At 73.1% G+C, this 24,714-nt stretch carries 18 protein-coding genes and 1 pseudogene; 16 read left to right on the forward strand and 3 right to left on the reverse strand.

The features are described from left to right. Positions 1-12: 12 nt before the first annotated feature. The 5 genes from leuS (at position 13) to ACYVOO_RS11805 (ending at position 9,274) form a co-directional block, all read left to right on the forward strand. On the forward strand, positions 13-2,907 hold the full coding sequence (gene leuS, locus ACYVOO_RS11785) for a leucine--tRNA ligase (protein ID WP_461015597.1): 2,895 nt from the start codon (positions 13-15) through the stop codon (positions 2,905-2,907). A 171-nt stretch (positions 2,908-3,078) separates the two neighbouring features. Continuing rightward, on the forward strand, positions 3,079-3,918 hold the full coding sequence (locus ACYVOO_RS11790) for a hypothetical protein (protein ID WP_461015598.1): 840 nt from the start codon (positions 3,079-3,081) through the stop codon (positions 3,916-3,918). A gap of 21 nt (positions 3,919-3,939) precedes the next feature. Then, positions 3,940-4,785: a DegV family protein gene (locus ACYVOO_RS11795; RefSeq protein ID WP_461015599.1), complete on the forward strand. Its 846-nt coding sequence runs from the start codon at positions 3,940-3,942 to the stop codon at positions 4,783-4,785. 620 nt (positions 4,786-5,405) lie between these two features. After that, positions 5,406-6,176: a helix-hairpin-helix domain-containing protein gene (locus tag ACYVOO_RS11800; protein ID WP_461015600.1), complete on the forward strand. Its 771-nt coding sequence runs from the start codon at positions 5,406-5,408 to the stop codon at positions 6,174-6,176. Between the two features lie 398 nt (positions 6,177-6,574). Next, entirely contained in the window at positions 6,575-9,274 is a 2,700-nt protein-coding gene (locus tag ACYVOO_RS11805; protein ID WP_461015690.1) for a ComEC/Rec2 family competence protein, read from the forward strand. Here ACYVOO_RS11805 and ACYVOO_RS11810 read toward each other — a convergent pair. After that, positions 9,168-10,589, reverse strand: a pseudogene (locus tag ACYVOO_RS11810) (MFS transporter); the annotation flags it as partial. The gene ACYVOO_RS11805 and the pseudogene ACYVOO_RS11810 overlap by 107 nt on opposite strands. Positions 10,590-10,913: 324 nt before the next feature. Here ACYVOO_RS11810 and ACYVOO_RS11815 point away from each other — a divergent pair. From ACYVOO_RS11815 to ACYVOO_RS11865, 11 genes are all read left to right on the forward strand, one after another. Then, positions 10,914-12,455 (forward strand): aldehyde dehydrogenase, encoded by a 1,542-nt coding sequence (locus tag ACYVOO_RS11815; protein ID WP_461015601.1) that lies wholly within the window; start codon positions 10,914-10,916, stop codon positions 12,453-12,455. Between the two features lie 94 nt (positions 12,456-12,549). Then, entirely contained in the window at positions 12,550-13,551 is a 1,002-nt protein-coding gene (locus tag ACYVOO_RS11820; protein ID WP_461015602.1) for a VOC family protein, read from the forward strand. Beyond that, complete coding sequence (locus ACYVOO_RS11825; protein ID WP_461015603.1) at positions 13,548-14,393, forward strand: aspartate dehydrogenase domain-containing protein; 846 nt, start codon at positions 13,548-13,550, stop codon at positions 14,391-14,393. The genes ACYVOO_RS11820 and ACYVOO_RS11825 overlap by 4 nt, the downstream gene beginning before the upstream one ends. After that, a complete protein-coding gene (locus ACYVOO_RS11830) occupies positions 14,390-15,268 on the forward strand; it encodes an alpha/beta fold hydrolase (RefSeq protein ID WP_461015604.1) in 879 nt (292 codons plus the stop codon). The genes ACYVOO_RS11825 and ACYVOO_RS11830 overlap by 4 nt, the downstream gene beginning before the upstream one ends. A gap of 92 nt (positions 15,269-15,360) precedes the next feature. Next, complete coding sequence (locus tag ACYVOO_RS11835) at positions 15,361-15,882, forward strand: cupin domain-containing protein (protein ID WP_461015605.1); 522 nt, start codon at positions 15,361-15,363, stop codon at positions 15,880-15,882. Then, positions 15,882-16,754, forward strand: coding sequence for an SDR family oxidoreductase (locus ACYVOO_RS11840; protein ID WP_461015606.1), 873 nt, complete (start codon positions 15,882-15,884; stop codon positions 16,752-16,754). Before ACYVOO_RS11835 ends, ACYVOO_RS11840 begins: the two co-directional genes overlap by 1 nt. 81 nt (positions 16,755-16,835) lie before the next feature. Next, a complete protein-coding gene (locus ACYVOO_RS11845; protein WP_461015607.1) occupies positions 16,836-17,624 on the forward strand; it encodes an SDR family oxidoreductase in 789 nt (262 codons plus the stop codon). 130 nt (positions 17,625-17,754) lie between these two features. Then, positions 17,755-19,716: a thiamine pyrophosphate-binding protein gene (locus ACYVOO_RS11850; RefSeq protein ID WP_461015608.1), complete on the forward strand. Its 1,962-nt coding sequence runs from the start codon at positions 17,755-17,757 to the stop codon at positions 19,714-19,716. A gap of 13 nt (positions 19,717-19,729) precedes the next feature. Beyond that, positions 19,730-20,749, forward strand: a complete 1,020-nt coding sequence (locus ACYVOO_RS11855) for a PDR/VanB family oxidoreductase (RefSeq protein ID WP_461015609.1) — start codon at positions 19,730-19,732, stop codon at positions 20,747-20,749. A 59-nt stretch (positions 20,750-20,808) separates the two neighbouring features. Further along, positions 20,809-21,066 (forward strand): recombinase-like helix-turn-helix domain-containing protein, encoded by a 258-nt coding sequence (locus ACYVOO_RS11860; protein ID WP_461015610.1) that lies wholly within the window; start codon positions 20,809-20,811, stop codon positions 21,064-21,066. Positions 21,067-21,071: 5 nt separating this feature from the next. Further along, entirely contained in the window at positions 21,072-22,109 is a 1,038-nt protein-coding gene (locus ACYVOO_RS11865; protein ID WP_461015611.1) for a Rieske 2Fe-2S domain-containing protein, read from the forward strand. A 16-nt stretch (positions 22,110-22,125) separates the two neighbouring features. Here the strand turns inward: ACYVOO_RS11865 and ACYVOO_RS11870 are convergent, their stop codons facing one another. Next, positions 22,126-23,868, reverse strand: coding sequence for an AMP-binding protein (locus tag ACYVOO_RS11870; protein ID WP_461015612.1), 1,743 nt, complete (start codon positions 23,866-23,868; stop codon positions 22,126-22,128). Then, a complete protein-coding gene (locus tag ACYVOO_RS11875; protein ID WP_461015613.1) occupies positions 23,837-24,661 on the reverse strand; it encodes a TetR/AcrR family transcriptional regulator in 825 nt (274 codons plus the stop codon). Before ACYVOO_RS11875 ends, ACYVOO_RS11870 begins: the two co-directional genes overlap by 32 nt. Positions 24,662-24,714 lie beyond the last annotated feature (53 nt).

Genomic DNA, 24,714 nt, shown 5'->3' on the forward strand with positions numbered 1-24,714 from the left:
GCTTTAAGGACGATGAGCGAGACGACGACCGCCGCGGAGACCGCGGCCCCCCATCGCTACACGGCGGCCCTGGCCGCCGACATCGAGGCACGCTGGCAGGACTTCTGGGAGAAGCGCGGCACCTACGAGGCGCCGAACCCGGGCAACGGTGACCTGGGAGGCGAGCCCGAGGAGGCCGCCAAGCCCAAGAAGTTCATCATGGACATGTTCCCGTACCCGTCGGGCGCGGGCCTGCACGTCGGCCACCCGCTGGGCTATATCGCCACCGACGTCTTCGCGCGCTTCCAGCGCATGACCGGGCACAACGTCCTGCACACCCTGGGCTTCGACGCCTTCGGCCTGCCCGCCGAGCAGTACGCCGTGCAGACCGGCACGCACCCCAGGACGTCGACCGAGGCCAACATCGTCCAGATGAAGGCCCAGCTCCGCCGCCTGGGCCTGGGCCACGACCAGCGCCGCTCGTTCGCGACGATCGACCCGTCCTACTACAAGTGGACGCAGTGGATCTTCGTCCAGATCTTCAACTCCTGGTACGACCGCGAGGCGGACAAGGCCCGTCCCATCGCGGCCCTGGTCGAGCAGTTCGAGGCGGGCGAGCGGGAGACGCCGGAAGGCTTCGGCCCCTGGAGCGAGCTGGACGAGGCCGGCCGCGCCGAGGTCCTGGGCGAGTACCGCCTGGCCTACGCGTCCGACGCGCCCGTCAACTGGAGCCCCGGCCTGGGCACCGTGCTGGCCAACGAGGAGGTCACCGCCGACGGCCGTTCCGAGCGCGGCAACTTTCCCGTCTTCAAGGCCAAGCTGCGCCAGTGGAACATGCGCATCACCGCCTACGCGGACCGGCTGCTGGACGATCTGGACGCGCTGGACTGGCCCGAGGCCATCAAGCTCCAGCAGCGCAACTGGATCGGGCGCAGCGAGGGTGCCCGCATCGACTTCCCCCTGAGCGGCGATGGCGAGAAGAAGATCGAGGTCTTCACCACCCGCCAGGACACCCTGTTCGGCGCCACCTACATGGTGCTGGCCCCCGAGCACCCGCTGGTCGACGGGGTCGTGCCCGACGCGTGGCCCGAGGGCACGCACGAGGTGTGGACCGGCGGCTACGCGACGCCCGCCGAGGCCGTCGCCGCCTACCGCGCGCAGGCCGCCGCCAAGTCGGACGTCGAGCGACAGGCCGACGCCAAGGAGAAGACCGGCGTCTTCACCGGCGTCTACGCGACAAATCCGGTCAGCGGTGAGCGTGCCCCCGTCTTCATCGCCGACTACGTGCTGATGGGCTACGGCACCGGCGCGATCATGGCCGTCCCGGCGCACGACCACCGGGACTTCGCCTTCGCGCGCGCCTTCGAGCTGCCGATGCGCTGTGTCGTCGAGCCCTCGGACGGGCGCGGCACGGACCCGTCGACGTGGGACGACGCGTTCGTCTCGTACGACGCGAAGATCGTCAACTCCACCTCGCCCGAGGGGCAGGGCGGCGTCGCGCTGGACGGCCTGGACGTGACCGAGGCCAAGGCCCGCACGACGGCCTGGCTGGAGGAGCGCGGCATCGGCGAGGGCACCGTCAACTACCGGCTGCGCGACTGGCTGTTCAGCCGCCAGCGCTACTGGGGCGAGCCCTTCCCGATCGTCTACGACGAGAACGGCGTGGCGCACGCGCTGCCCGAGTCGATGCTGCCCCTGGAGCTGCCCGAGGTTGAGGACTACTCCCCGCGCACCTTCGACCCGGACGACGCCGACACCCAGCCAGAGACCCCGCTGTCGCGCAACGAGGAGTGGGTCAACGTCACCCTGGACCTGGGCGACGGCAAGGGCCCCCGGCGCTTCCGCCGTGAGACCAACACGATGCCCAACTGGGCGGGTTCGTGCTGGTACGAGCTGCGCTACCTGGACCCGCACAACAGCGAGAAGCTGGTCGATCCCGAGGTCGAGCGCTACTGGATGGGGCCGCGCGAGGGCCAGCCGCACGGCGGCGTCGACCTGTACGTGGGCGGCGCCGAGCACGCCGTGCTGCACCTGCTGTACGCGCGCTTCTGGTCGAAGGTGCTGCACGACCTGGGCCACGTCTCCTCGAAGGAGCCGTTCCACAAGCTGTACAACCAGGGCATGATCCAGGCGTACGTCTACCGTGACGCGCGCGGCATCGCCGTACCGGCCGTCGAGGTGGAAGAGCGGGACGGCGCGTACTACTACCAGGGCGAGAAGGTCTCCCGGCTGCTGGGCAAGATGGGCAAGTCCCTGAAGAACGCGGTCACGCCGGACGAGATCTGCGCCGAGTACGGCGCGGACACGCTGCGCCTGTACGAGATGGCGATGGGCCCGCTGGACGTCTCGCGCCCCTGGGACACGCGCGCGGTCGTCGGCCAGTACCGGCTGCTGCAGCGGCTGTGGCGCAACGTCGTGGACGAGGCGAGCGGCGAGGTCACCGTCGTCGACGACGCGCCCGACGAGGACACGCTGCGCGCGCTGCACAAGGCGATCGACGGCGTCACCCAGGACATGGCTGGCCTGCGCTTCAACACCGCCATCGCCAAGATCACGGAGCTGAACAACCACGTCACGAAGCTGGACGGCGTGCCCCGCTCGGTGATCGAGCCGCTGCTGCTGCTGATCGCTCCGCTGGCGCCGCACGTCGCGGAGGAGCTGTGGCGGAAGCTGGGCCACGAGGAGAGCCTGGTGCACCACGATTTCCCGGTCGCCGACCCGGCGTACGTGGTGGACGAGACCGTGACCTGCGTCGTCCAGGTCAAGGGCAAGGTCAAGGCCCGCCTGGAGGTCTCGCCCTCGATCTCCGACGCCGATCTGGAGGCCCAGGCGCTGGCCGAGCCCGCGATCGTCAGCGCGCTGGACGGCGCGGACATCCGCAAGGTGATCGTCCGCGCGCCGAAGCTGGTGAACGTCGTACCCGCGTGAACGTCGTACCTGCGCGAATGCCGTAGCGGAGTAGGAGCGGGCGATTTCTCCCTTACGGGGAGCTTGAGGGGTCGCTCCGGGTTCTGTCGGAACCCGGAGCGACCCCTGTCCGTTTACGCTGGACAGGAGACGACCCTGGCGGACTGGCGGAACTGACGAAGGAGCGCGCCCGTGGAATTCGTCATCGGTGTACTGGCGCTGTTCTTCGTGCTCTTCGTGGCTCTCGGTGCTTTCGTCACCGTGAAGGCCGTGCGGGCCGTGCAGCGCGGCGTGGAGCGTACGGGCACGCAGGTCAGGCGGACCGTGGACGAGACGGCGCTGCGCGCGAAGGCCGTGCAGCCGGGGCCCGTGGGTGAGCTGGCCCGCACGCGCCTGGAGCTGCGCTCCTCCATAGACAACACCCGTCGCGCACTGGAGGCGGGCGCCGAGCGTGACGCGTCGCTGCGTGAGGCGATGGGCCTGCTCGATCGCCTCCAGGAGCACGCCAGGCAGCTCGACGGCGAACTGCGCCAGCTCATGGACCGTGAACCCGACAAGGAGCGCGTCGCCGAACGGCTCCCCGAGGCCCGCGAACGGGTCGCGCACATCAAGCAGTCGGCCGATTCCCTTCGCTTCGCAGCCCAGGACCGCGCGCGGGAGTACGACGCCGAGGGGCTGTCGGCCCTGCGCGAGCAGATCGAGATCGAGTCGGGTGCGCTGCGGCACTGGCAGCGCCCGGACGAGGAGCGCTCCGCGCTGGGGCAGGGCGACGCGGCGTCCGATGCGCGGTCCTCGGCGGCCTCGGCGTCTTCGGCGGGCTCCGATGGCGCGGGTGCGGGGTCTGCCGGGACCGGCTCGGGTCCTGCCGGGCCTGCCGGGGCGGGCGCCGATGCAGAGGGTTCCGCTCCGGGGCTTCCGGCCGGGCGCGAGGGCCGGACGGAGGGCTTCGCCGGGCCTGACGGGGGAGCGGCGGGGCAGCAACGGCAAGGGTTTCCCCACTTCGAGAAGGGCCGTCCTCGGAGCGCTTCCTGAGACGGCGGTAGCCTCCTGTTCATGTCCCGCCATGTCGCGATCGTCACTGATTCCACGGCCTACCTCCCGCCGGCGGCCCTGCGGCGGCACCACATCAACGCCGTTCCCCTGACGGTGGTGCTCGGGGACCAGGCACTGGAGGAGGGCACCGAGATCTCGGCCCGCTCGCTGGCCGAGGCCCTGCGCCAGCGCCACGCCGTCACGACGTCCAGGCCGAGCCCGGCGATGTTCGCCGAGGCGTACCGCGCGGCGGCCGAGGCGGGTGCGGACGGCGTCATCTCCCTCCACCTGTCGGCGGAGTTCTCGGGTACGTACGACGCGGCGGTGCTGGCCGCCCGCGAGGCACCCGTACCCGTACGGGTGGTGGACACCGGTGTGGTCGCGATGGCCCTGGGCTTCTGCGCCCTGGCGGCGGCCGAGGCGGCGGAGGCGGGCGGCTCACTGGACGAGGCGGTGGCCGCCGCAGAGAAGCGCGCCGAGGGCACCTCCACCTACTTCTACGTGGACACCCTCGACTATCTGCGCCGGGGCGGTCGCATCGGCGCGGCCCAGGCGCTGCTCGGCTCAGCACTGGCGGTGAAGCCGCTGCTGGAGCTGACGGACGGCCGCATCGGCATGCTGGAGAAGGTCCGCACGGCGACGAGGGCGATCGGCCGCCTGGAGGAGATCGTGGTCGAGCGGGCGGGCGAGGCCCGCGTCGACATCGCCGTCCACCATCTCGCGGCACCGGAACGCGCGGCACAGTTGTCCCAGCGGCTGCGTGACCGCGTTCCGGGACTGGGCGAGATGCACGTCAGCGAGGTGGGCGCGGTGATCGGCGCCCATACGGGGCCGGGGTTGCTGGGTGCGGTCGTGTCGTTGAGGTGAGTGGGAGGCGGGGGCGCTGGGTGTGGGGGTGTGAGGTGTGCGGGGCGTGTGGAGCGTGTGGGTGACGGAGTTATCCACAACTGGTGGGTTGTCCCCGGGAATTGAGCAAGATCACTGACGCGGTGTGAACGTCTCTACCGTCGGTCGGCATGAGCACCCGATCACGTTCTCCCCGCCTTTCCCGTTCCTCTGCCGGCGCGCCTTCCTCCGCTGTTCCGCGTCCCCGTCCTGCCCCTCGGCGAAGGGTGCGGGGACCGGGCCGTTCGGGGCGCTCTGACTATCCGGCTCCGGGGCGTCGTCCCTCGCGCCTGTCGCGGGGTTCTCCACGGCACCGGGCGGTGTCGGGCGGCGGGGGAGGTCAGGGTGCCCCTGCGGACACGCGGGTGGCCTCGCTCTTCTCGGAGGACGATGCGCCGAGGGGCGGCGAGGGGAGCGGGCCCGGTGCCGCTGAGGCGGTGCTGCCGCGCGAGGTCGCCATTGCCACGGCGCGCGCTGCCGTGCGGGAGAGCAGGGCCCGGCGTGCGGCGCGGGCCCATGAAACGGGGAGCGGGCGGGCTTCGGACGGGGAGCTGGGGCGGGCTCCCGCTGTGGAACGGGACGGGGACGGTACCCAGGGCCGGGTGAGGCGGCCCCAGCCGTCCCAGCCGCCCCTGTGGGAACGGCTGCCGTTATGGCTGCGGTTGCGGTGCGGGGTGGAGCCGAAGACCCTCGCGGCTCTTGTGGTGGTCTTGCTGATCGCCGTCGCCTTCGGGGTGCAGCACTTCTGGGAGGGACGCCCGCGGAGTGTGGCCGCGCCCGGAGGCGAGGGAATCCAGGCGCCGTCGGTGGAAGGCGGGAGCGCGGCCGGTCGGCCGAGTCCGGGCGCTTCGGCGATCGCGTCGGGAGGTGCGACGGCGGGTGCGGCGGGCTCAGCGAGCGGAGCGACGGGCAAACGGGTCGTGGTCGATGTCTCGGGCAAGGTCCGCGAGCCGGGTGTCCACAGGCTGCCCGCCGGTTCCCGTGTCGAGGACGCGATCGAGGCCGCCGGAGGAGCCCGGCGGGGCACGGACATGCGGGGGCTGAACCGTGCCCGGCTGCTCGTGGACGGTGAACAGATCGTCGTGGGCGGCGATTCGCGGGCAGGCGGGGGCGTGGGGGCCGGGTCGAGTCCGGCTCCGGGAAGCACCGGCGCCACCGGAGGGGCGGGCGCGGCGTCCGGCGGCACGGTGAGCCTCAGCACGGCCACGGTCGAACAGCTCGACACGCTTCCCGGAATCGGCCCCGTGCTGGCCCAGCACATCATCGAGTACCGCGATCAGCACGGCGGCTTCACCTCCATCGACCAACTCCGCGACGTCAACGGCATCGGTGAGCGCCGCTTCGCCGATCTGAAGCCACGGGTGACGCCGTGAGCGGGGCGGCGGGGGGCGGCGACGCCGAGCGCCCTTCCCGTCCGGGCCGCTCTCCGGCGCACGCTGCCTCGGGGCACCGGTTGGGAGCCTCGAACCCTCGGAGGGACGGGCCGACGGATCTGCGGCTGGTCCCGGCCGCGCTCGCCGCGTGGGCCGGGGCGGCACTTGGGCTCGGGGCGCCGGGCACGGTGGTGGCGGTCGGTGTGGGCGGGTGCTGTGTGGTCGCCGTCGCGATGCTGATGTGCGCGCGGGGCGGTCGTCGGCGCGGCGTGCGGTGCGGGCTGTTCGTCGCGGTCGCCATGGCACTGCTCAGCGCCGCGGCCGGGGGCGCGGATGCGGCGCTGCATGCCGCGGACCTGCGTCGTGGACCGGTGCCGAGGCTGGCTGGGGGGTACGAGATGGCGACGGTCGAGTTGACCGTCACAGGGGACCCGCGACGGGTCCGTCCCAAGGTGCGGGGCGCGCATCAGACGTCGGGGTCGGTCATGTTCCGGGCGGAGGTCACCCGGGTGCTGGTTCCGGGCGGCGGGACGGGCCTGGCGAGTCCGGCGACGTCGGGCCCGGCCGGTCCGGTGGCGGAGCGAGACGTGGCGGGTGGCGCTGGGGCGCCGGGTGTGACGGACGTGGGGGAGGACGTCCGTACCCCGGTGCTCGTCCTTCTCCAGCCGTCCGACCGCTCCAATCGCCCGTCGGGCTCGGGTCAGAACGCGGATTCGAGCTCTGGCCCGGGGCCCGGTCCGGCCTTCGGCCAGGACGCCGGGCCGGGCCTGGGCTCCGGTAGGGAGCAGGCCGGGGCGGGGGTCGCGACGGGCCAGGGGGCGGGGGAGGCTTCCGGGGCGGTCCGAGGTGCGGCGTCCGCGTCCGCGGCGGTCCCGGGGCCGGAAGCGGAGCGCGACGGTGCGGTGGCCTCGGACTGGCTGAGGCTGTTGCCGTCCACGGGACTGCGGGTGTCCGGGCGCCTCGCCGTGCCCATGGAGTCAGGCCCCGGGCAGGACATCGCCGCCGTCCTGCGTCTACGGGAGCCCGGCTCGCCCCACGTCGTGCGGGAGCCCTCGGCGGCGCAGCGCATGGCGGGCACGCTCCGCGCCGGACTGCGCGAGGCGAGCGGTGGCCTGGACGGGGACGCGCGTGGACTGCTTCCGGGGCTGGTCGTCGGGGACACCTCGCGGCTGTCCGCCGACCTCGACGAGGCGTTCCGTGCCACGGATATGACGCACATCTTGGCTGTAAGCGGAAGCAACCTGACGGTGCTGCTCGTGCTGCTGATCGGCCCGCCGGGCTTGGCGCACTCCGCCGAGCGGCGGGGGCTAGCCCCGCTGTTCGGGCTCTCGCTGCGGACGACGGCGCTGCTCGGCGCCGCGCTCACGCTCGCCTTCGTGGTCGTCTGCCGTCCTGATCCGAGCGTGCTGAGGGCGGCTGCCTGCGGCGCGGTCACGCTGCTCGCGCTGGCGACGGGCCGCCGCCGTTCGCTGCTGCCCGCGCTGGCGGGCGCCGTGCTGCTGCTGGTGCTCCACGACCCGTGGCTCGCCCTCGACTTCGGCTTCCTGCTGTCCGTGCTGGCCACGGCCTCGCTGCTCACGGTCGCGCCGCGATGGGCGGCGGCGTTGCGCCGCAGGGGGATGCCGGGCCGGATCGCCGAGGCGCTCGCCGCCGCCGCGGCGGCGCAGGTGGCTTGTGCACCGGTGGTGGCGGTGCTCGCTGCTCACGTGAGCCTGGTCGCGGTTCCGTGCAATCTGCTGGCGGAGTTCGCCGTCGCGCCCGCCACCGTGCTGGGGTTCGCTTCGCTCGCGGCGGCGCCCTGGGCGATGCCGTTGGCGAAGGGGCTGGCCTGGCTGGCGAGTTGGCCGACGGAGTGCATCGCCGGTATCGCCCGTGCGGGTGCCGCCCTGCCCGGCGCTGAGATCGCGTGGCCGGGGAGCTGGACCGGTGCGCTGCTGCTGGCGCTGCTCACGATCACGGTGCTGATGTGCGCGTCCGGGCTGCGAGTGCTGAACCGTCCGTGGCTGTGCGTGGCCTGCGCCCTGCTGCTGTTGCTGGTGGTGCTGCGTCCGACGCCACTGGTGCGGCCGTTGACGGGCTGGCCCCCGTCGGATTGGCGCATGGTGGTCTGCGACGTGGGGCAGGGCGACGCGCTGGTGCTGGCCACGGGCGAGGAGGGGACGGCCGTCGTGGTGGACGCGGGGCCCGACCCGGCCACGGTCGACCGGTGTCTGCGCGCGCTCGGCGTCACCACCGTGCCGCTGCTCGTGCTCACCCACTTCCACGCCGATCACGTGACCGGGGTGCGCGGTGTGCTGCGGGGGAGGGCGGTCGGCGCGATCCAGACGACCACGTTGGAGGAGCCGCCCGAGCAGGTGGAGTCCGTGCGCCGGGAGGCGCGGAAGGCGGGGGTTCCCGTCGTCGCGGCGTCGGCGGGTGAGCGGCGAAGGGCGGGCGGGCTGACGTGGTCCGTGCTCTGGCCGCTGCCCCCGCGACCCGCCTCACCCGCCGTACCAGCTCCGCCCTCGCGGGAGGGCGAGGGCGCCAACGACGCCAGCGTCACCCTTCTCGTCCGCGTGGCCGGACTCAGCGTGCTGCTGCCCGGCGATCTCGAACCGCCCGCACAGCGGGAACTGCTGGAGGCGCACCCGGGTCTGGGAGCCGTGGACGTGCTCAAGGTCGCCCACCATGGCTCGGCCTACCAGGACCCGTCGCTCCTGAGCCGGTTGCGGCCACGGATCGCGCTCGTGTCGTGCGGTGCCCACAACTCGTACGGGCACCCGTCCCCGCTGACCCTCTCCGCGATCAGGGCGTCGGGCGCGGTCGTGTCGCGTACCGATACGCAGGGCGCGCTGGCGGTGACCGGCGGGAACGGCGACGGCGCCCCGCCGCCCGCGGTGGTGACGGAGCGCGGGGCGCCGGGGCGCGGAGGCCGGGGCGGGCGTCTCAGGGCGAGACCTCCTCCAGGGGCCGGTTGGCGGTCTCCTCGGCGAAGAGCGCGGCGACCGCCGCGCCCAGCAGGGCCACGCAGCCCAGCATCGCGAAGACCAGGGAGATGCTGCCGCTCGCGTACACCATCCCGACCAGCACGGGGCCCAGGATCACCCCGAGGCGGTTGAGCGCTCCGCCCACGCTGCTGCCCAGGGCGCGCATCCGGGTCGGATACAGCTCCGGTGTGTAGAGGTAGAGGCAGATGTTGGAGCCGAAGAAGAACACGGCGGAGAGCGAGGTCCAGATGAGCACCTGAAGGGGGGTGTGGGCGCCGAGTACGGCGAGGGTGAGCAGGACGGCGGCGGCTCCCCCGAGGAAGACGGCGACGACCTTGCGCCGTCCCGCGCGGTCCACGGTCAGCGCCACGATCAGACAGCCGAGGAGGCCCGCGCTGGAGGTGACGGTCGAGTAGACGAGGGCGTCCGAGAGGGAGAGGCCGTACTCGCCCTGGTAGATCGTCGGCAGCCAGGAGGTGATGCCGTAGTTGACGAAGTAACCCGTGAACCAGAGGGCGCACACCATGAGGGTGCGGCGGCGGTAGCGGCCGACGAAGAGGCCGCGCAGGCCGGTGGCGGTCAGCTCGGCGGCCGTCGCCACGGCAGCGGGGGCAGCGGGCGCGGAGGCGGGGGAGCCCTTGGCCGTGCCGGACGCCGGGGCCGCGCCGGGTTTCTCGTCCGGGGCCGGGACCGGTGCCGGGGCCGGTGCCGGTTTCTCCGGGACCGGGGGGAGGGGGCGGCCCGTCGCGTGGGCGACCTTGGCCTCGATCTCGGTCATGACGGCGGCGGCCTCCTCCAGGCGCCCGTGGTCGGCGAGCCAGCGGGGCGACTCGGGGACCGTGCGCTGGACGAGGTAGCAGAGCAGCCCGGGGACGGCGGCGATGACGTACATCCACCGCCAGCCCAGCGCGGGCACCACCCAGGCGGCGACGACCGCGCCGACGGTGAGGCCGGCGGGGAAGACCAGCTCGTAGAGGAGGACGAAGCGACCGCGCTTGAAGCTGCGCGTGATCTCGCTGATGAAGGTGGCTGCCACCGGTACCTCACCACCGATGGCCAGCCCCTGGACGAAGCGCAGGGCCATGAAGGGGGTGACGGACGAGCAGGCGGCGAGGGCGAGGCTCGCCGCGCCCGAGACGGCGACGCACAGCGCGATCACCTTGACCCGCCCGATCCGGTCGGCCAGGCGCCCGGAGAAGAGCGCGCCGATCAGCATGCCGATCGAGCCGACGGTCAGCACCGTGGTCGTGCCGGTGTCGGTGAGGTGCCACTCCTGGCGCAGCTCCGGCATGGCGTAGGCGATGAGGAGCTGGTCGAACGCCTCGAAGAAGGTGACGACGCCGACGACGAGGCGCACCGTGACGTGCCAGCGGGAGACCGGAAGCCGTTCGAAGCGCGCGGCGATGTCGGCACGGGCCGCGAGGCCCGGCGAGGTGTCGATAGTCATCCAGGTGTCCTCCAACTCCGCGCCGGAGGTACGGAGTGGTTCGGGCCGCGTCGGATCGTGGCCGCGCGCGGCTGTCGGGGAGAAGCGAGATGCGAGAGACGGATGCGAGAGGGGAGGGCGCGGTCGGGCGGGGGCGCCGTGAGCGGCAGGAAACTTATGCGTAACCGCCAAGCTTCTTAGGGCTTAAGTTGTATCGACTGGGGGGTGGTCGCCGTCAAGAGGTAGGCACGGCAACTTCTTCACGGGATGGGTCTTGCCAAGAAATACCTAAGCGCTTAAATTTTTGGCCCTAGCGACACTTCGGTCCATCATCTGGAGGCTTGGATGCTTCAACTACCCGCCGACGAGGTGCTGGTGGCGGGGCGGTGGCGGCGCGGCGCGGGTGCGCGGACCGAGACCGTCGACCCCGCGACGGGGCGCGTCCTCACCGCCGTGCACGCGGCCTCCGTCGAGGATGTGGACGAGGCCGCCGAGGGCGCTGCCGCCGCCTCCGCCGATCCGGCCTGGCGCGAGCTGCCAGCGCACCTGCGTGCCCGTCTCCTCCACCGGATCGCCGAGCTGATCGAGCACGAGGCCGAAGCGCTCTCCGCGCTCCAGACCGCCGACACGGGAAAGAGCCGTACGGAAACGCGGGCCCTCGTGCACAGTGCGGCGGGGACCTTCCGCTACACGGCCGCCGCGCTGGAGACGGCGGAGGACGCCGTCACGCCCTCGCGCGGCGCTTACGTCACCGTGAGCCTCCACGAGCCCATCGGCGTCGTCGGCGCCATCACCCCCTGGAACTCGCCCATCGCCAGCGACGCGCAGAAGCTGGCTCCCGCGCTGGCAGCGGGCAACGCCGTGCTGCTCAAGCCCGCCGAGTGGACCCCGCTCGTCGCGCTCGCCCTCGGCCGCCTCGTCACCCGGGCGCTGGCGGAGGCGGGGCTTCCGGCCGGGCTGCTCTCCGTGCTGCCCGGCCGGGGCAGCGTCATCGGGGACGCGATCGTGCGGCACCCGCGCGTCGGCAAGGTCACCTTCACCGGCGGCACCACCACGGGCCGCACCATCGCGCACGCCGCGGCGGAGAAGGTCATGCCCGTGTCGCTGGAGCTGGGCGGCAAGTCCCCGACCGTCGTCTTCGAGGACGCGGACCTGGAACAGGCCCTCGCGGGCGTCATGTTCGGGATCTTCTCCTCCAGTGGCCAGTCCTGCGTGGCGGGCTCGCGGCTGTTCGTGGCACGCGGGCGGTACGAGGAGTTCGTCGACGAGCTGACGGCCCGTACCCGGAAGCTGAGGGTAGGTCCGGGCACCGACCCCGGTACGCAGGTAGCGCCGCTGGTGCATCACCGGCACCGTGACGCGGTCGCGGGCTATGTGGACCTCGCGCGCGAGGAGGGGGCGCGGGTGCGGTGCGGGGGAGGGGCGCCCGAGGGGGAGGAGTACGAGAAGGGCGCGTATTACCTGCCCACCGTGCTCGACGGACTGCCCAACTCGGCGCGCGTCTGCCAGGAGGAGATCTTCGGGCCCGTGCTCGTGGCGCTCCCGTTCGACGACGAGGACGACCTCGTCGCCCAGGCCAACGACTCCGTCTACGGCCTCGCCTGCGGCCTGTGGACCCGCGACCACCGCACCGCGTGGCGGGTAGCCCGGCGGATCGAGGCGGGCACGGTCTGGATCAACACGTACAAGCAGTTCAGCATCGCCACGCCCTTCGGCGGCACGAAGGACAGCGGCCTCGGCCGTGAGAAGGGACGCGAGGGCATACGCGCCTATCAGCGTCAGAAGAGCCTGTACTGGGGCGTCGGCGATGCGCCCCTTCCCTGGGCGACCGCGACCGCGACCGCGACTGCGACTGCGACTGCGTCGGCGGCGTCGATTGACGGTTGAGGCGCCGCGCCTCACGCCTCCGGTTCCCGTTCCGGTTTCGGTCCGCCCCCCGTACGTCCCTCCCCGACCCGCCCCCGCCATGTTGGAGACAGCGATGCTGCACGAAGCCGCCCCGCACGGGCCCGTCGCCCGGCTGCGCGCACTGCGTTCCGTCGAGCTGCGTACGCCCGCGCTCACCCAGGCCGCCGACTTCTACTCCGAGGTGTGGGGGCTCGAAGTCGTCGAGTCCGACCGGGAGAACGGCGCCCACTGGCTGCGCGGCACCGGCGACGAGCACCACGTCCTGAGCCTCACCCACGCCTCGCGCAACGGCCTCGGCCGTCTCAGCTTCGCCGTCGCCACCCCCGGCGAGGTGGACGAGGCGGGCCGACGGCTCCTCGCCCGCGGCGTCCTCCCCGTCACCGAGCCGGGCCCGCTCGACCAGGTGGGCGGCGGCTACGGGCTCCGCTTCACGGACCCCGAGGGCAGGCTGATCGAGCTGAGCGCCGAGGTCGAGGCCGTGGCACCGCGCGGCCGTGACGCGGCGGTGCCCGTCGGCGTGACCCACGCGGTCCTCAACACCACCGACATCGACGCGCTGGTGGCCTTCTACCGCGACGTGCTCGGCCTGCGCGTCTCCGACTGGTCCGAGCACCAGATGGCCTTCCTGCGCTGCAACGCCGACCACCACTGCATCGCCTTCAACCAGGCGGAGTGGGCCTCGCTCAACCACGTGGCCTACGAGATGAGTTCGGTCGACCACTTCATGCGCGGACTCGGCCGTCTCCGGCACCACGGGGTCGTGCCGAAGTGGGGGCCAGGGCGGCACGGTCCGGGGAACAACACGTTCTCCTACTTCACCGACCCGGCCGGGCTCGTCTGCGAGTACACGTCGGAGGTCGCCCAGATCGTCGAGGACGCGTGGATCGCGCGCGTGTGGCGGCGGGTTCCCGAGCTGTCCGATCTGTGGGGCACGGCCGGGCCGCCCTCGTCCGAGATCCGCTCCCACATGGCGGGCGAACCCGATCCGGGGCCCTTGGCTGCCTCCCCCGCCGACGGCGCCGACAGCACCAACGCCGGTACCCCGTCCCTGTCCGACGAGGAGGTCTCCGCATGACCGCGCCCGTGTCCACCTCGACGTCCGCGTCCGAGAGGACGGGGGTACGGTCCGTTCGGCGCGTCGGGCTCGTCGGGTGGGGCGCCATCGGGCGCGTCGTCGGGCGTGCCGTGGCCGAGGGCGCGGTGCCCGGAGCCGAGCTGGCCTGCGTCATCGACAACCGCGCGCTCGGCACGGAAGCCCCCGCTCCTCAGCTCGGCTTCGACGAAGCGCTCGCGCACTGCGACCTGATCGTGGAGGCGGCGGGCCAGGCGGTCGTACGGGAGTGGGGCGAGCGCGTGCTGCGCTCCGGCACCGATCTGCTGATCGCCTCCACCGGGGCCCTCACCGACGAGGCCCTCGCCGGTCGGCTGCTGGCCACGGGGCCCGGACGGGTCTACTTCACCGGTGGCGCCGTCGGCGGTCTCGATCTCCTCCAGGCGGTACGGGAGATGGGCCCGCTCACCGACGTACGGCTGACCACGACCAAGCTGCCCGCCACCCTCGAACAGCCGTGGATGGACGAGGAACTGCTGCACCGCATGCGTACCGCGACCGCGCCCGTCGAGGTCATGAGCGGTACGGCGCGGGACATCCCCGTGAAGTTTCCCAAGTCCACGAACGTCGCCGCCTCCGTCGCGCTCGCGGTGGGGGACCCCGGCCGGGTCCGGGTCACCGTCGTCGCCGACCCGGGCGCCGCCCGGACCCGGCACGCCGTCCACGCCTCCGGCGAGCACGGGACGTACCGCTTCGAGGTCGAGCATCTGCCCGACCCGGGCAACCCGGCGACGAGCCAGGTCGTCCCGTACGCCGTGCTGCGCAGCCTGGCCGCGCTCGCCGGAAAGACGGGGCAGATCCTGTGACCACGCCCGCTTCCGCTTCCCCTTCCGCGTCCGTTTCCGCGCCCGCTTCCGGTGCGCCGTACGACCTCGCGGGGCTGCACGTCGAGCGAGCAGGTGAACGGGGCCCTCTGGTGCTGTGCCTGCACGGGATCGGCTCGTCCTCGGCAGCCTTCACAGCCCAGCTCGACGGACTCGGCCACCGCGCCCGGGTCCTCGCCTGGGACGCGCCCGGCTACGGCCGCTCGGCCGACCCCCAGGGGCCCCTGGACCTGGACGGTTACGCCGACACCGCCGCAGCGCTGATCCGCGCGCACAGCGGCGACGCGCACAGCGACAGCACCCACGGGGACGGCGCCCACGTGCTCGGCGTCTCCTGGGGCGGCGTCATCGCGCTCCGGCTCGCCACCCGCCACCCCGACCTCGTGGCGGGGCTGATCGTCGCCGACAGCAGCCCGGGCTCCGGCACGGACGAGGCGAAGGCCGCCGCCATGCGCGGGCGCGCCGCCGAGCTGGAGAAGCTGGGGCCCCGCGCCTTCGCCGAGCGCAGGGGCCCGCGGCTGGTGTCACCGGACGCGCCGTCCGAGCTGGTCGGACGGGTCGTGGAGACCATGGCCTCGGCCGTGCGCCTGCCCGGCTACGCGTACGCCGCCGAGTCCATGGCCGCTACCGACCTGCGTCCCTCGCTCGCCTCCGTCGCCGCGCCCACCCTCGTCCTGTGCGGGGACGAGGACAGCGTGACGGGTGTCGAGGCGAGCCAGGCCATCGCGGGCGCGGTCCACAAGTCCGCTTACGTGATCGTCAAGGGCGCCGGACACCTCGCCAACCAGGAGCGGCCCGCGGCCTTCAACGACTGGGTCCTGTCCCACCTGCGCATCACAGCGCGCATACCCGAGTGACCCCGTAAGTCCTCGCGAACCGCCCGCTGTTCACCGACACCGAGATCCCACGCCGAGAACCGAACCCGAGAACCGACCCGAAGGAGCGCGTCATGCCTCTCACCACCACCGAGTACGACAACGGCGGCGACCTCGCCAAGTACACCGACGGTCTCATCGCCACCAAGGACTCCCGCGAGCCCGACTGGAACACCCTCGCCTTCCAGGCCAAGGCGGGCGACCAGTACCGCAGGGCCCAGATCCGCTACGTCGGCTCCGGCGCCACCGGCAACCACGAGGGCGACAACCGCGTCCTGCCCTCGGGCGGCTTCACCTTCTCCAACATGCTGCTGCCGCCCGGCGCCGAGGGCCCCGAGCACACGCACCACGACGTCGAGGAAGCCTTCTTCGTGCTGGAGGGCAAGGTCCGCGTCGGCATCCACCGGGGCGAGGACGAGGCGGAGTACCGCACCCTCGGCTACCGCGACATGATCGTCGTCCCGGCGGGCGTGGCGCGCAGCCTCAAGAACGAGGGGGACACCGACGCCCTGTTCTGCGTGGTCATCGGCACCCAGAAGCCGCAGGTCCCGACGTACCCCGAGCACTCGCCGATGCACGGCGTGACCCGCGACTGATGACAGCCCCGGACACCGCCCCGGACACCGCCCCGGACACCGCCCCGGACACCGCCCCGGACACCGGCCAGGGCTCCGCGCCTGACGCCGCCCCGGGCACCCACGCGGGGCGCGCCCGCGCGGACGGACCCCGCACCGTCGTCGTCACCGGCGCCGGCCGTGGCCTCGGACTGGCCACGGCCCGCCGCGCCGGCGCGGACGGCTTCCGCGTCGTCGTCGCCGAACTGGACGAGGAGCGGGGCGAGAAGGCCGTCGCGCTGCTGCGTTCCGAGGGGACGGAGGCCCACTTCGTACGGGCCGACGTCGCGGACCCCGCCTCCGTCGCAGCCATGGCGGACGAGGCCGCCGCGCTCGGCGGCGGCGCCCTGCACGGCCTCGTGAACAACGCGGGCCTCGCGGACGCGGTCGGCGGCAAGGAGTTCCAGGACATCGGCGTCGACGAGTGGGACCGCATCATGACGGTCAACGCGCGCGGCCCCTGGCTCGTGGCCCGCGCGCTGCTGCCCGCGCTCGTCGCGTCGGGCAGCGGCCGCATCGTCAACCTCGCCTCGGACGCGGCGCTCTACGGTTCGCCACGGCTCGCGCACTACATCGCCTCCAAGGGCGCGGTCATCTCCCTCACCAGGGCGATGGCGCGCGAGACGGGCGACAAGGGCGTCACCGTCAACGCCGTGGCGCCCGGCATCACGGAGGGCGAGTCGACGGAGCGCGTACCGGCGGAGCGGCACGAGCTGTACCGCCTCAACCGCGCCGTGTCCAGGGCGCAGCGGCCCGACGACCTCACGGGGATGATCGCGTTCCTGCTCAGCGAGGAGTCCCGCTACCTCACGGGCCAGGTCATAGCCGTCAACGGCGGCTTCACCATGCACTGACGGCCTGATCGCTGACGTGTTGACCGTACGGGCGCCCCCTCCCACTCCCGCCCACACCATCCCTCCCAAGGAGAAACCGTCATGGACCTCGGCCTCGCCGACCGCACCGTACTCGTCACCGGCGGCAGCTCGGGCGTCGGCCTGGCCACGGTCTCGGCGCTCCTCGGAGAGGGCGCGCGCGTGGCGGCCTGCGGCCGGGACGCGGACCGCCTCGCCAAGGCGGCTGCCGGTCTCGGCGCGGCGCGGGACCGGCTGCTGACGGGGGTGTGCGACGTACGGGACGCGGACGCCGTCCACGCGTTCGCCTCCCGCGTCGGCGCGCACTTCGGCGGGCTGGACGGCCTCGTCAACAACGCGGGCCAGTCGCGCATGAAGGGCCTCGACGAGACGACGGAGGCGGACTGGCGCGACGAACTGGAGCTGAAGTTCGCGGGCGTGCTCAACCCCCTGCACGCCACCCGCGAGCTGCTCCGCGCCTCGGACGCCGCCGCCGTCGTCAACGTCAACGCGGTGCTCGCCAAGCAGCCCGAGCCCCGTCTGATCACCACCAGCGCGGCCCGCGCGGGCATCCTCAACCTCTCCAAGTCCCTCGCCACCGAACTCGCGCCCGACGGCATCCGGGTCAACTCCGTCTGCCTCGGCCTGGTCGACACCGGCCAGTGGGCCCGCCGTTACGCGGCGTCCGGCAGCGCGCTCGGCTACGAGGAGTGGCAGCGCGAGCTGGCCGAGGACCGGGGCATCGCGCTCGGCAGGCTCGGCAGGGCGGAGGAGGTGGCCTACGCGATCGTCGGGCTCCTCTCGCCGCGCGCCTCGTACATCACCGGCACCAGCGTCGACGTCTGCGGCGGCATAGGCCGCGGCATCGCCTGACGGCAGCCCCGCGCCGCCCGCCTGCCCCCCTGCGCCTTTCTCCCTTCCCCCTGACGACTCATTCCGCCGACCCGCTCGGCCCGTCGAGCCGGTTCCGCCAGTCCTGCCGGTCCAGCCAGGAGCGTTCACCATGAACCCACAGCAGCCCCCGCCCCCCTCCTCACCTCCGCAGCCAGGGCGGCCCGCCAACGGCGGGGACCTCCTCGTCGCGCTCCTCCGGACCCTCGGGATCGATACGGTCTTCGGCATCGTCAGCGTCCACAACCTGCCCCTCGTCGAGGCTGTGGACCGCGAGCTGCGCTTCGTACCAGTACGCCACGAGGCCACGGCGGTCAGCGCGGCCGACGCGTACGGACGGGCGCGCGGCGGCATCGGATGCGCTCTCACCAGCACGGGTACGGGCGCGGGCAACGCCGCCGGGTCGCTGATCGAGGCACTCAGCTCCGGTGCCAGCGTTCTGCACGTCACCGGGCAGATCGACAGCGAACATCTCGGCCGGGGGCGCGGTTTCATCCACGAGACCAAGGACCAGCTCGGCATGCTGCGCGCGGTCTCGGTCCACGCGGCGACGGTCACCGGCACAGCGGACGCGGCCCGCGTCCTGTGCGGTGCGGCGCGGCACGCGCTGACAGAGCCGGGCGGGCCCGCGAGCGTCGAGTGGCCGATCGACCTCCAGTACGCGCCCCACGATCTCCCCCGTGACCTCGCGGAACTCCGCGAGCTGGCGGCGCTGCTCGAATCCGCCGGTGACGCGGACTCCACCGAGCGCGGCACCCCCGTCGAACCCGGCACTCCCGTCGAACCCGGCACTCCCGTCGAACCCGGCACTCCCGTCGAACCCGGCACTCCCGTCGAACCCGGCGCCCCCGAGCGGCCCCGCATCCCCGTCGCACGCCGCCGCCCGCTGCCCTGCCCCCTCCCGCGCCCCACCGAGGCCCAGCTCGACGCGGCGGCCGGGCTGCTGGCCTCCGCGCGCCGCCCCCTCGTCTGGGCGGGCGGCGGCGCCACCCGCGCGCGGACCGAGCTGGCCGCGCTCCTGGAGCGCACCGGCGCCGGGCTGCTGACCAGCAACTCCGGGCGCGGCAGCGTGCCCGAGGACGACCCGCGCGTGATCGGCAACTTCGCGACGACCCCAGCCGCACGTGCCCTCCTCGCGGACGCCGACGTCCTGCTCTCCATCGGCACCCACTTCCGCTCCAACGAGACCGCCGACTACGGCCTCCGCCTCCCCGAGGCGCACATCCAGACCGACATCGACGCCGCCGCGCTCGGCCGCGTCTACCCGGCGACCCACGCCCTGCACGGCCACGCCCCCGACGTCCTCGCCGGGCTCCTGGCCAGGCTCGGCCCCCGCGAGGCAGCAGCCCAGATGCCGCAGCCCTCGCCGTCCTCGCCGCCCTCGTCGGAGTGGAGCGCCCGGATCGCCTCCGTACGCGCCGACGTACGCGCGACGCTCCGCGACGGCATCGGCCCCCAGGCCGCCGTGTGCGCGGCGCTCCGTGCCGCGCTGCCGCGCGACGCGGTGATCGCGCGGGACGTCACCATCCCGTCCAGCAGTTGGGGCAACCGGCTGCTGGAGATCTACGACCCGCGCGACAACCTCTTCCCGCGCGGCGGCGGCATAGGCCAGGGCCTCGGCATGGGCATCGGCGCGGCACTGGCCCGCCCCGGTACACCCACCGTCGTCATGGCGGGCGACGGCGGGCTCGCCGTGCACCTCGGCGAACTGCTCACCCTCGCGCAGGCGGCGCCCCGCCTCACCCTCCTCGTCTTCAACGACGGCGGCTACGGCGTGCTGCGCAACATGCAGGACCGCTACTGCGACAGGCGCTCGGGAGTCGATCTGGCCACCCCCGACTTCGCGCTGCTGGCACGGGCGTGCGGCATCCCGTACGCGCGGATCGCGGCCGAGGACGAGGCGGGCCCCGTGCTCGCCGAGGCGACGTCGGCCGACGGACCCGTCCTCGTGGAGGTCGATCTGACGGCGCTGGGGCCCATGAAGACCCCGTTCACCCCGCCCGTCAAGATCCCCGACGCCGCCCGCACCCCCGTTCCGGGACCCGCCCCCGAACCCTCGACCTCGACCTCGTGAGGAGGCCGACGCCATGACCACGGCCCGCGAAGAGCAGGAACCGTGCCTCGACCTGCTCGTGCACCGGATGACCTGGGAGGCCGACGGCGTCCTGTCCGTCGAGCTGACCCACCCCGAGGGCAAGCCCCTGCCCGCATGGGAACCCGGAGCGCATCTCGACCTCGTCGCGGGGGAGCACACCCGCCAGTACAGCCTGTGCGGCGACCCGAGGGACAGCGGCAGATACCGGATCGGCGTGCTCAACGAGCCGTCCTCGCGCGGTGGTTCGCGCTACGTGCACACCGCGCTGCGACCGGGCGCGACGGTCACCGTGCGCGGCCCCCGCAACCACTTCCGCATGGTCCCGGCCGAGCGCTATCTCTTCCTCGCGGGCGGCATCGGCATCACCCCGCTTCTGCCCATGGCGCGCGAGGCCGCACGTCAGGGCATCCCGTGGCGGCTCGTGCACGGCGGCCGGTGCCGCGACGCGATGGCCTTCGGCGCGGAACTCGCCGAGCTGGCGCAACAGTCCGGGCTGGCCGAGCCGGCCGGTGCGGTGCTGCTCCATCCCCAGGACGAGCGCGGCCACATCGACCTGGAGGCAGCGCTCACCGGGCTCGACGCGCCGGGCGACGGCACCCTCGTCTACTGCTGCGGCCCCGAACCGCTGCTCGCCGCGGCCGAGGAGCGGTGCGCCGCGCTCGGGATCGCGGACCGGCTGCGCGTGGAGCGGTTCGCCGCACCGGCCACGCGCCGTGACGGCCGCGACGACGAGGTAGAAGCGGACGCGGAGTTCGAGGTGGAGTGCCGCCGCTCGGGCCGCACCGTGCGGGTGGGGAGCGGCACCAGTGTCATCGACGCCGTCGAGAGTGTGGGCGTCTCCGTGCCCAGCTCCTGCCGTGACGGCATCTGCGGCACCTGCGAGACCCGCGTCCTCGACGGCACCCCCGACCACCGCGACTACGTGCTCAGCGAGGCCGAACACGCCGCGGGCGAGTCGATGATGATCTGCGTCTCGCGCTGCTCCTCGGGCCGCCTCGTCCTCGACCTGTGACCCGAACCCCCGGAACGCGAAACCCCGGAACCCGAACCCGCTGAATCGGAGCCGACGACATGGACACCACGAGCGACCCGCGCGATCCCCACGACCCGAGCGCCCCGCGCTACCTGGAGGTGCACCAGTCCCGCACCCACGAGCCGACCCCGTACGAGTACCGGCTCGCCGCCACCCTCGAAGAGGTCTTCACCACCGTGGGGCACGACCTCGCCTCCGTGGTGAGCGGCCTCAACGCACGTCAGGTCCACGCCCCCGACGGCAACCCCTGGACCGAGCAGACCTTCCGCGACGAGATGCACCGCCTGGGAGCGTGACCCCGATGACCTCCATGACCCCTACGAAGACGACCTCTACGCAACAGACCGCCGAGCACATCTACGCCACCGGGCTGCGCAACCAGTGGCACCCCGTCGTCCCCTCCCACTTCGTCGCGCCGGGCGGCATGCGCCGCGTCACCGCGCTCGGTGAGACGTGGCTGCTCTTCCGCAGGGCCGACGGCACCCTCCACATGCTCGCCGACCGGTGCCCGCACCGGGGCGCGCCGCTCTCGCTGGGCAAGCACCTCGGCGACCGGATCGCCTGCTGGTACCACGGCGTCGAGGTCGACGGCGGCGGCACCGTCACCTCCGTGCCAGGGCTGCCCGGCTGCAACCTGGAGGGCAAGCAGCTCGTCAAGAGCCCGCCCGTGCGCGAGGTGAGCGGCGCGATCCTGGCGTACTTCGGCGACGAGCGGCACCCCGAGCCCTGCGAACTGACCCTCCCCGAACCGCTCACGGACCCGGACGTCTCCGCCTTCCTCTGCTACGCGGAGTGGGACGCCCCGTGGCGCTACGGCATGGAGAACCTGCTCGACCCGATGCACGGTGCGTTCCTGCACCACGAGTCGCACACGATGTACGACGGGGACACGACGGCCAAGTTCCGCATCCGCGAGACCGACCGCGGCTACTTCTTCGAGAAGACCGACCAGCGCGGCGTCAACTTCGACTGGGTGGAGCTGTGCCGTACGGGAGTGGACTGGGTGGACCTGTCCATCCCGTACCCGCCGTCGGCCGGGCCCGGCGGCCCGTTCGGGATCGTCGGCATGATCTGCCCCATCGACGAGCGGCGCAGCGGCGTCTTCTTCTGGCGCTACCGGCGCGTGGCGGGCTGGGAGCGCGACACCTGGCGCTTCCTCTACCGCACCCTGATCGAGAAACGGCACTGGGAGGTGCTGGAGCAGGACCGCACCATGCTGGAGAGGATGCCGTTCGACGCCGACCAGGCGGAGAACCTCTACCAGCACGATCTGGGCGTCGTACGGCTGCGCCGCCTGTACCGCGCGGAGGCGGAGAAGCAGGCGGCCGCCCTGGCGTGAGAGGGGGCGGGCCCGCTCAGGGGCGGCCCGCCGCCCCGGCTGCCCCCGCCGCCCGCTCCGCCAGTTCCACCTTGCGTATCTTGCCGGTGGCGGTCAGCGGGAAGCCGTCGACCAGCTCGATCGCCGGCACCTTGTAGACCGCCATGTTCTCCCGCGCCCACGCCCGCAGCCCCTCCGCCGTGACGTCGGCACCGGCACGGACCCGGACGAAGGCGTACGGCGACTGGCCGCGCTCCGCGTCCTCGACGGCGACGACCGCGGCGGCCACCACGTCCTCGTGCTGCCCCAGCAGCGCCTCGACCTCGGACGGGAAGACGCTCATCCCGCTGACCTTGATCATGTCCTTCGCGCGCCCGAGGTAGTGCAGACAGCCGTCCTCGTCCAGCATCCCGATGTCCCCGGTGTGCAGCCACCCGTCGCGCAGGGCGAGCGCGGTGGCCTCGGGCTGCCGCCAGTAGCCGGTCAGCAGCGAGGGGCCGCGCAGCACGATCTCGCCCTGCTCGCCCAGCGGAAGGGGCTCGCCCGTGCCGAAGCCGACGACCATGATGTCGGTGCCGGGTACCGGCAGCCCGCAGAAGACGGGCTCCGTGCGCAGGTCGCGGTCGTCGTCCTGGAAGCCGAGGGTGAGGGTGTCGCTGGTGTGCGTCTCGGTCATCCCGTACGACGCCTCGCGCAGCACGCTCCCCTCGCCCACCGCTTCCCGCCACCGGTGCCGCAGCTCCGGGGTGAGCTTGCGGATGAAGGAGATGACGGTCGGGCCTGTGAGGCTGGACAGGTCGCGCTTCGCGAACGCGGGGTGGTCCAGCAGCTCCTGGTAGTTCTCGACGGTGCCGGTGAGAACGGAGACGTTGTAGCGCTCGACGCCCAGCAGCACCGCCTCCGGGTCCCAGCGCGAGAGCAGCACGCTCGTGCCGCCGCTGACGAGCGGCGCGAGGATGCCCAGGTTCTCGCCCGCGATCCAGAACACCGGCAGATAGCAGAGCACGTTCAGCGGCTCGCCGTCCGCGCACCCGGAGCCCGCCCAGACGGCGGCGGCCGTGTAGAGCATGTGGCGTTGCGTGTGCTCGCAGCCCTTGGGCAGTCCGGTGGTGCCGCCCGTGTAGTTGAGCGCGGCCAGCGCGTCGAGATCGTCCGCCGTACGCCCCAGCCGGGGATGCGCCAGCGCCTGCGCCCAGCGTGACGGAACCGGCGCCACCGTCCCGTCGGAGGGCTGCGGCGGCAGCGGAAGCGTCGGTTCGACGGGGAGGACGTCGGCGAGGGAGGTGACCAGGACCTCCCGTACGGGCGTCTGCGCGCGTATCTCCAGCAGCGCGGGCGCCAGCGTGTCCAGGGTGATCACCACGCCGGGCGCCGCGTCCCGCAGTTCGTGCCGCAGCTCGGCGGCGCGGAAGAGCGGGTTGACGGGGACGTGCACCGCGCCGAGCCGCAGCACGGCGAGGAACGCGACGAGGAACTGCGGGCAGTTGGGCAGATGCACCCCCACCCGGTCGCCGGGCCCGACACCCGCGCTCTCCAGCCGGCCCGCGAGCCGGTCGGACGCCTCGTCCAGCTCGGCGTAGCTGGTCTCGGCGCCGTAGAAGACGACGGCGGCGCGGTCGGGGTCGCGGGCCGCCCAGTGCGCGACGTGGGCGGGGAGGGACAGTTCGCCCAGCGGGTAGCGGGGGCGGTCGGGGAGGATGTCGGGGCGTATCCGGTCCTGGCGACGGCGCAGCTCGGTCAGATACTCCTCAACCGCGGGCTGGTCCTGGGTCATCGGCATCGGGCGGCTCGCTCTCGGCTCGGGCTCGTGGCGTGACGGTGCCTGACGTGTCGGTGCCTGACGTGACGGGTCCTGGTGCGGCGGTTCCTCGCGCGGCGGCGTCCTCCGTGACCCGGAGCAGATGCAGGTACATCGTCGTGACGTCCCGCACGGCCGCCTCGTACGCGCCCGGGTCCTCCGCGACCAGGCGCGCGCTCTGGGTGGACATGGCGCCCACGGCGCGCGCCAGCGCCAGGGGCTCCACGACCGGGTCCGCGAGGCCCGCCTCGGCCAGCCGCCGCACGTACTTCGCGTGCCGGTGCAGCGGGCGGCGGTGGATCTCGGACCACAGCCGGGCCACTTCCTCGTCGGCGAGCGCCTGCTGCTCGAAGAGCGCGAGCAGCGGCAGGTGCGCGGCGTAGGCGGCGATGAAGGCGCCGACGGAGTCGCGGGCCACCGCGTGCGGGTCGTCCGGATCGGTCCCTGGCACCTCCTGCGCCGCGAGGAAGGCGTCCCGCACCCGCCCCGCGAGCACCCGGAAGACCTCGGCCTTCGAGGCGAAGTAGACGTAGAAGCCCGCGCGGGAGACGTCCGCCTCGGCCGTGATGTCGGCGATCGTCGTACGGCCGTAGCCGCGTCGCGCGAAGACCCGCTCGGCCGCCTCCAGGAGGAGGGCCCGGGTGTGCGCCTCCGTACGGTCGCGTTCCGTCCTCGCCGCCCACGGCTGCCGCGTCTGCCGCGCCTCCCGCGTCTGCCGTGCCTGCTGTGCCTGCTGTGCCGCCTGGGCTTGCGCCTGCCGCTGTCGTGGTGCCACGTCGCGAGCATATTGACGTTGACGCCAGTGTCAATGACGATGGCGGCGCCAAC

The organism is Streptomyces daliensis (assembly GCF_054782395.1).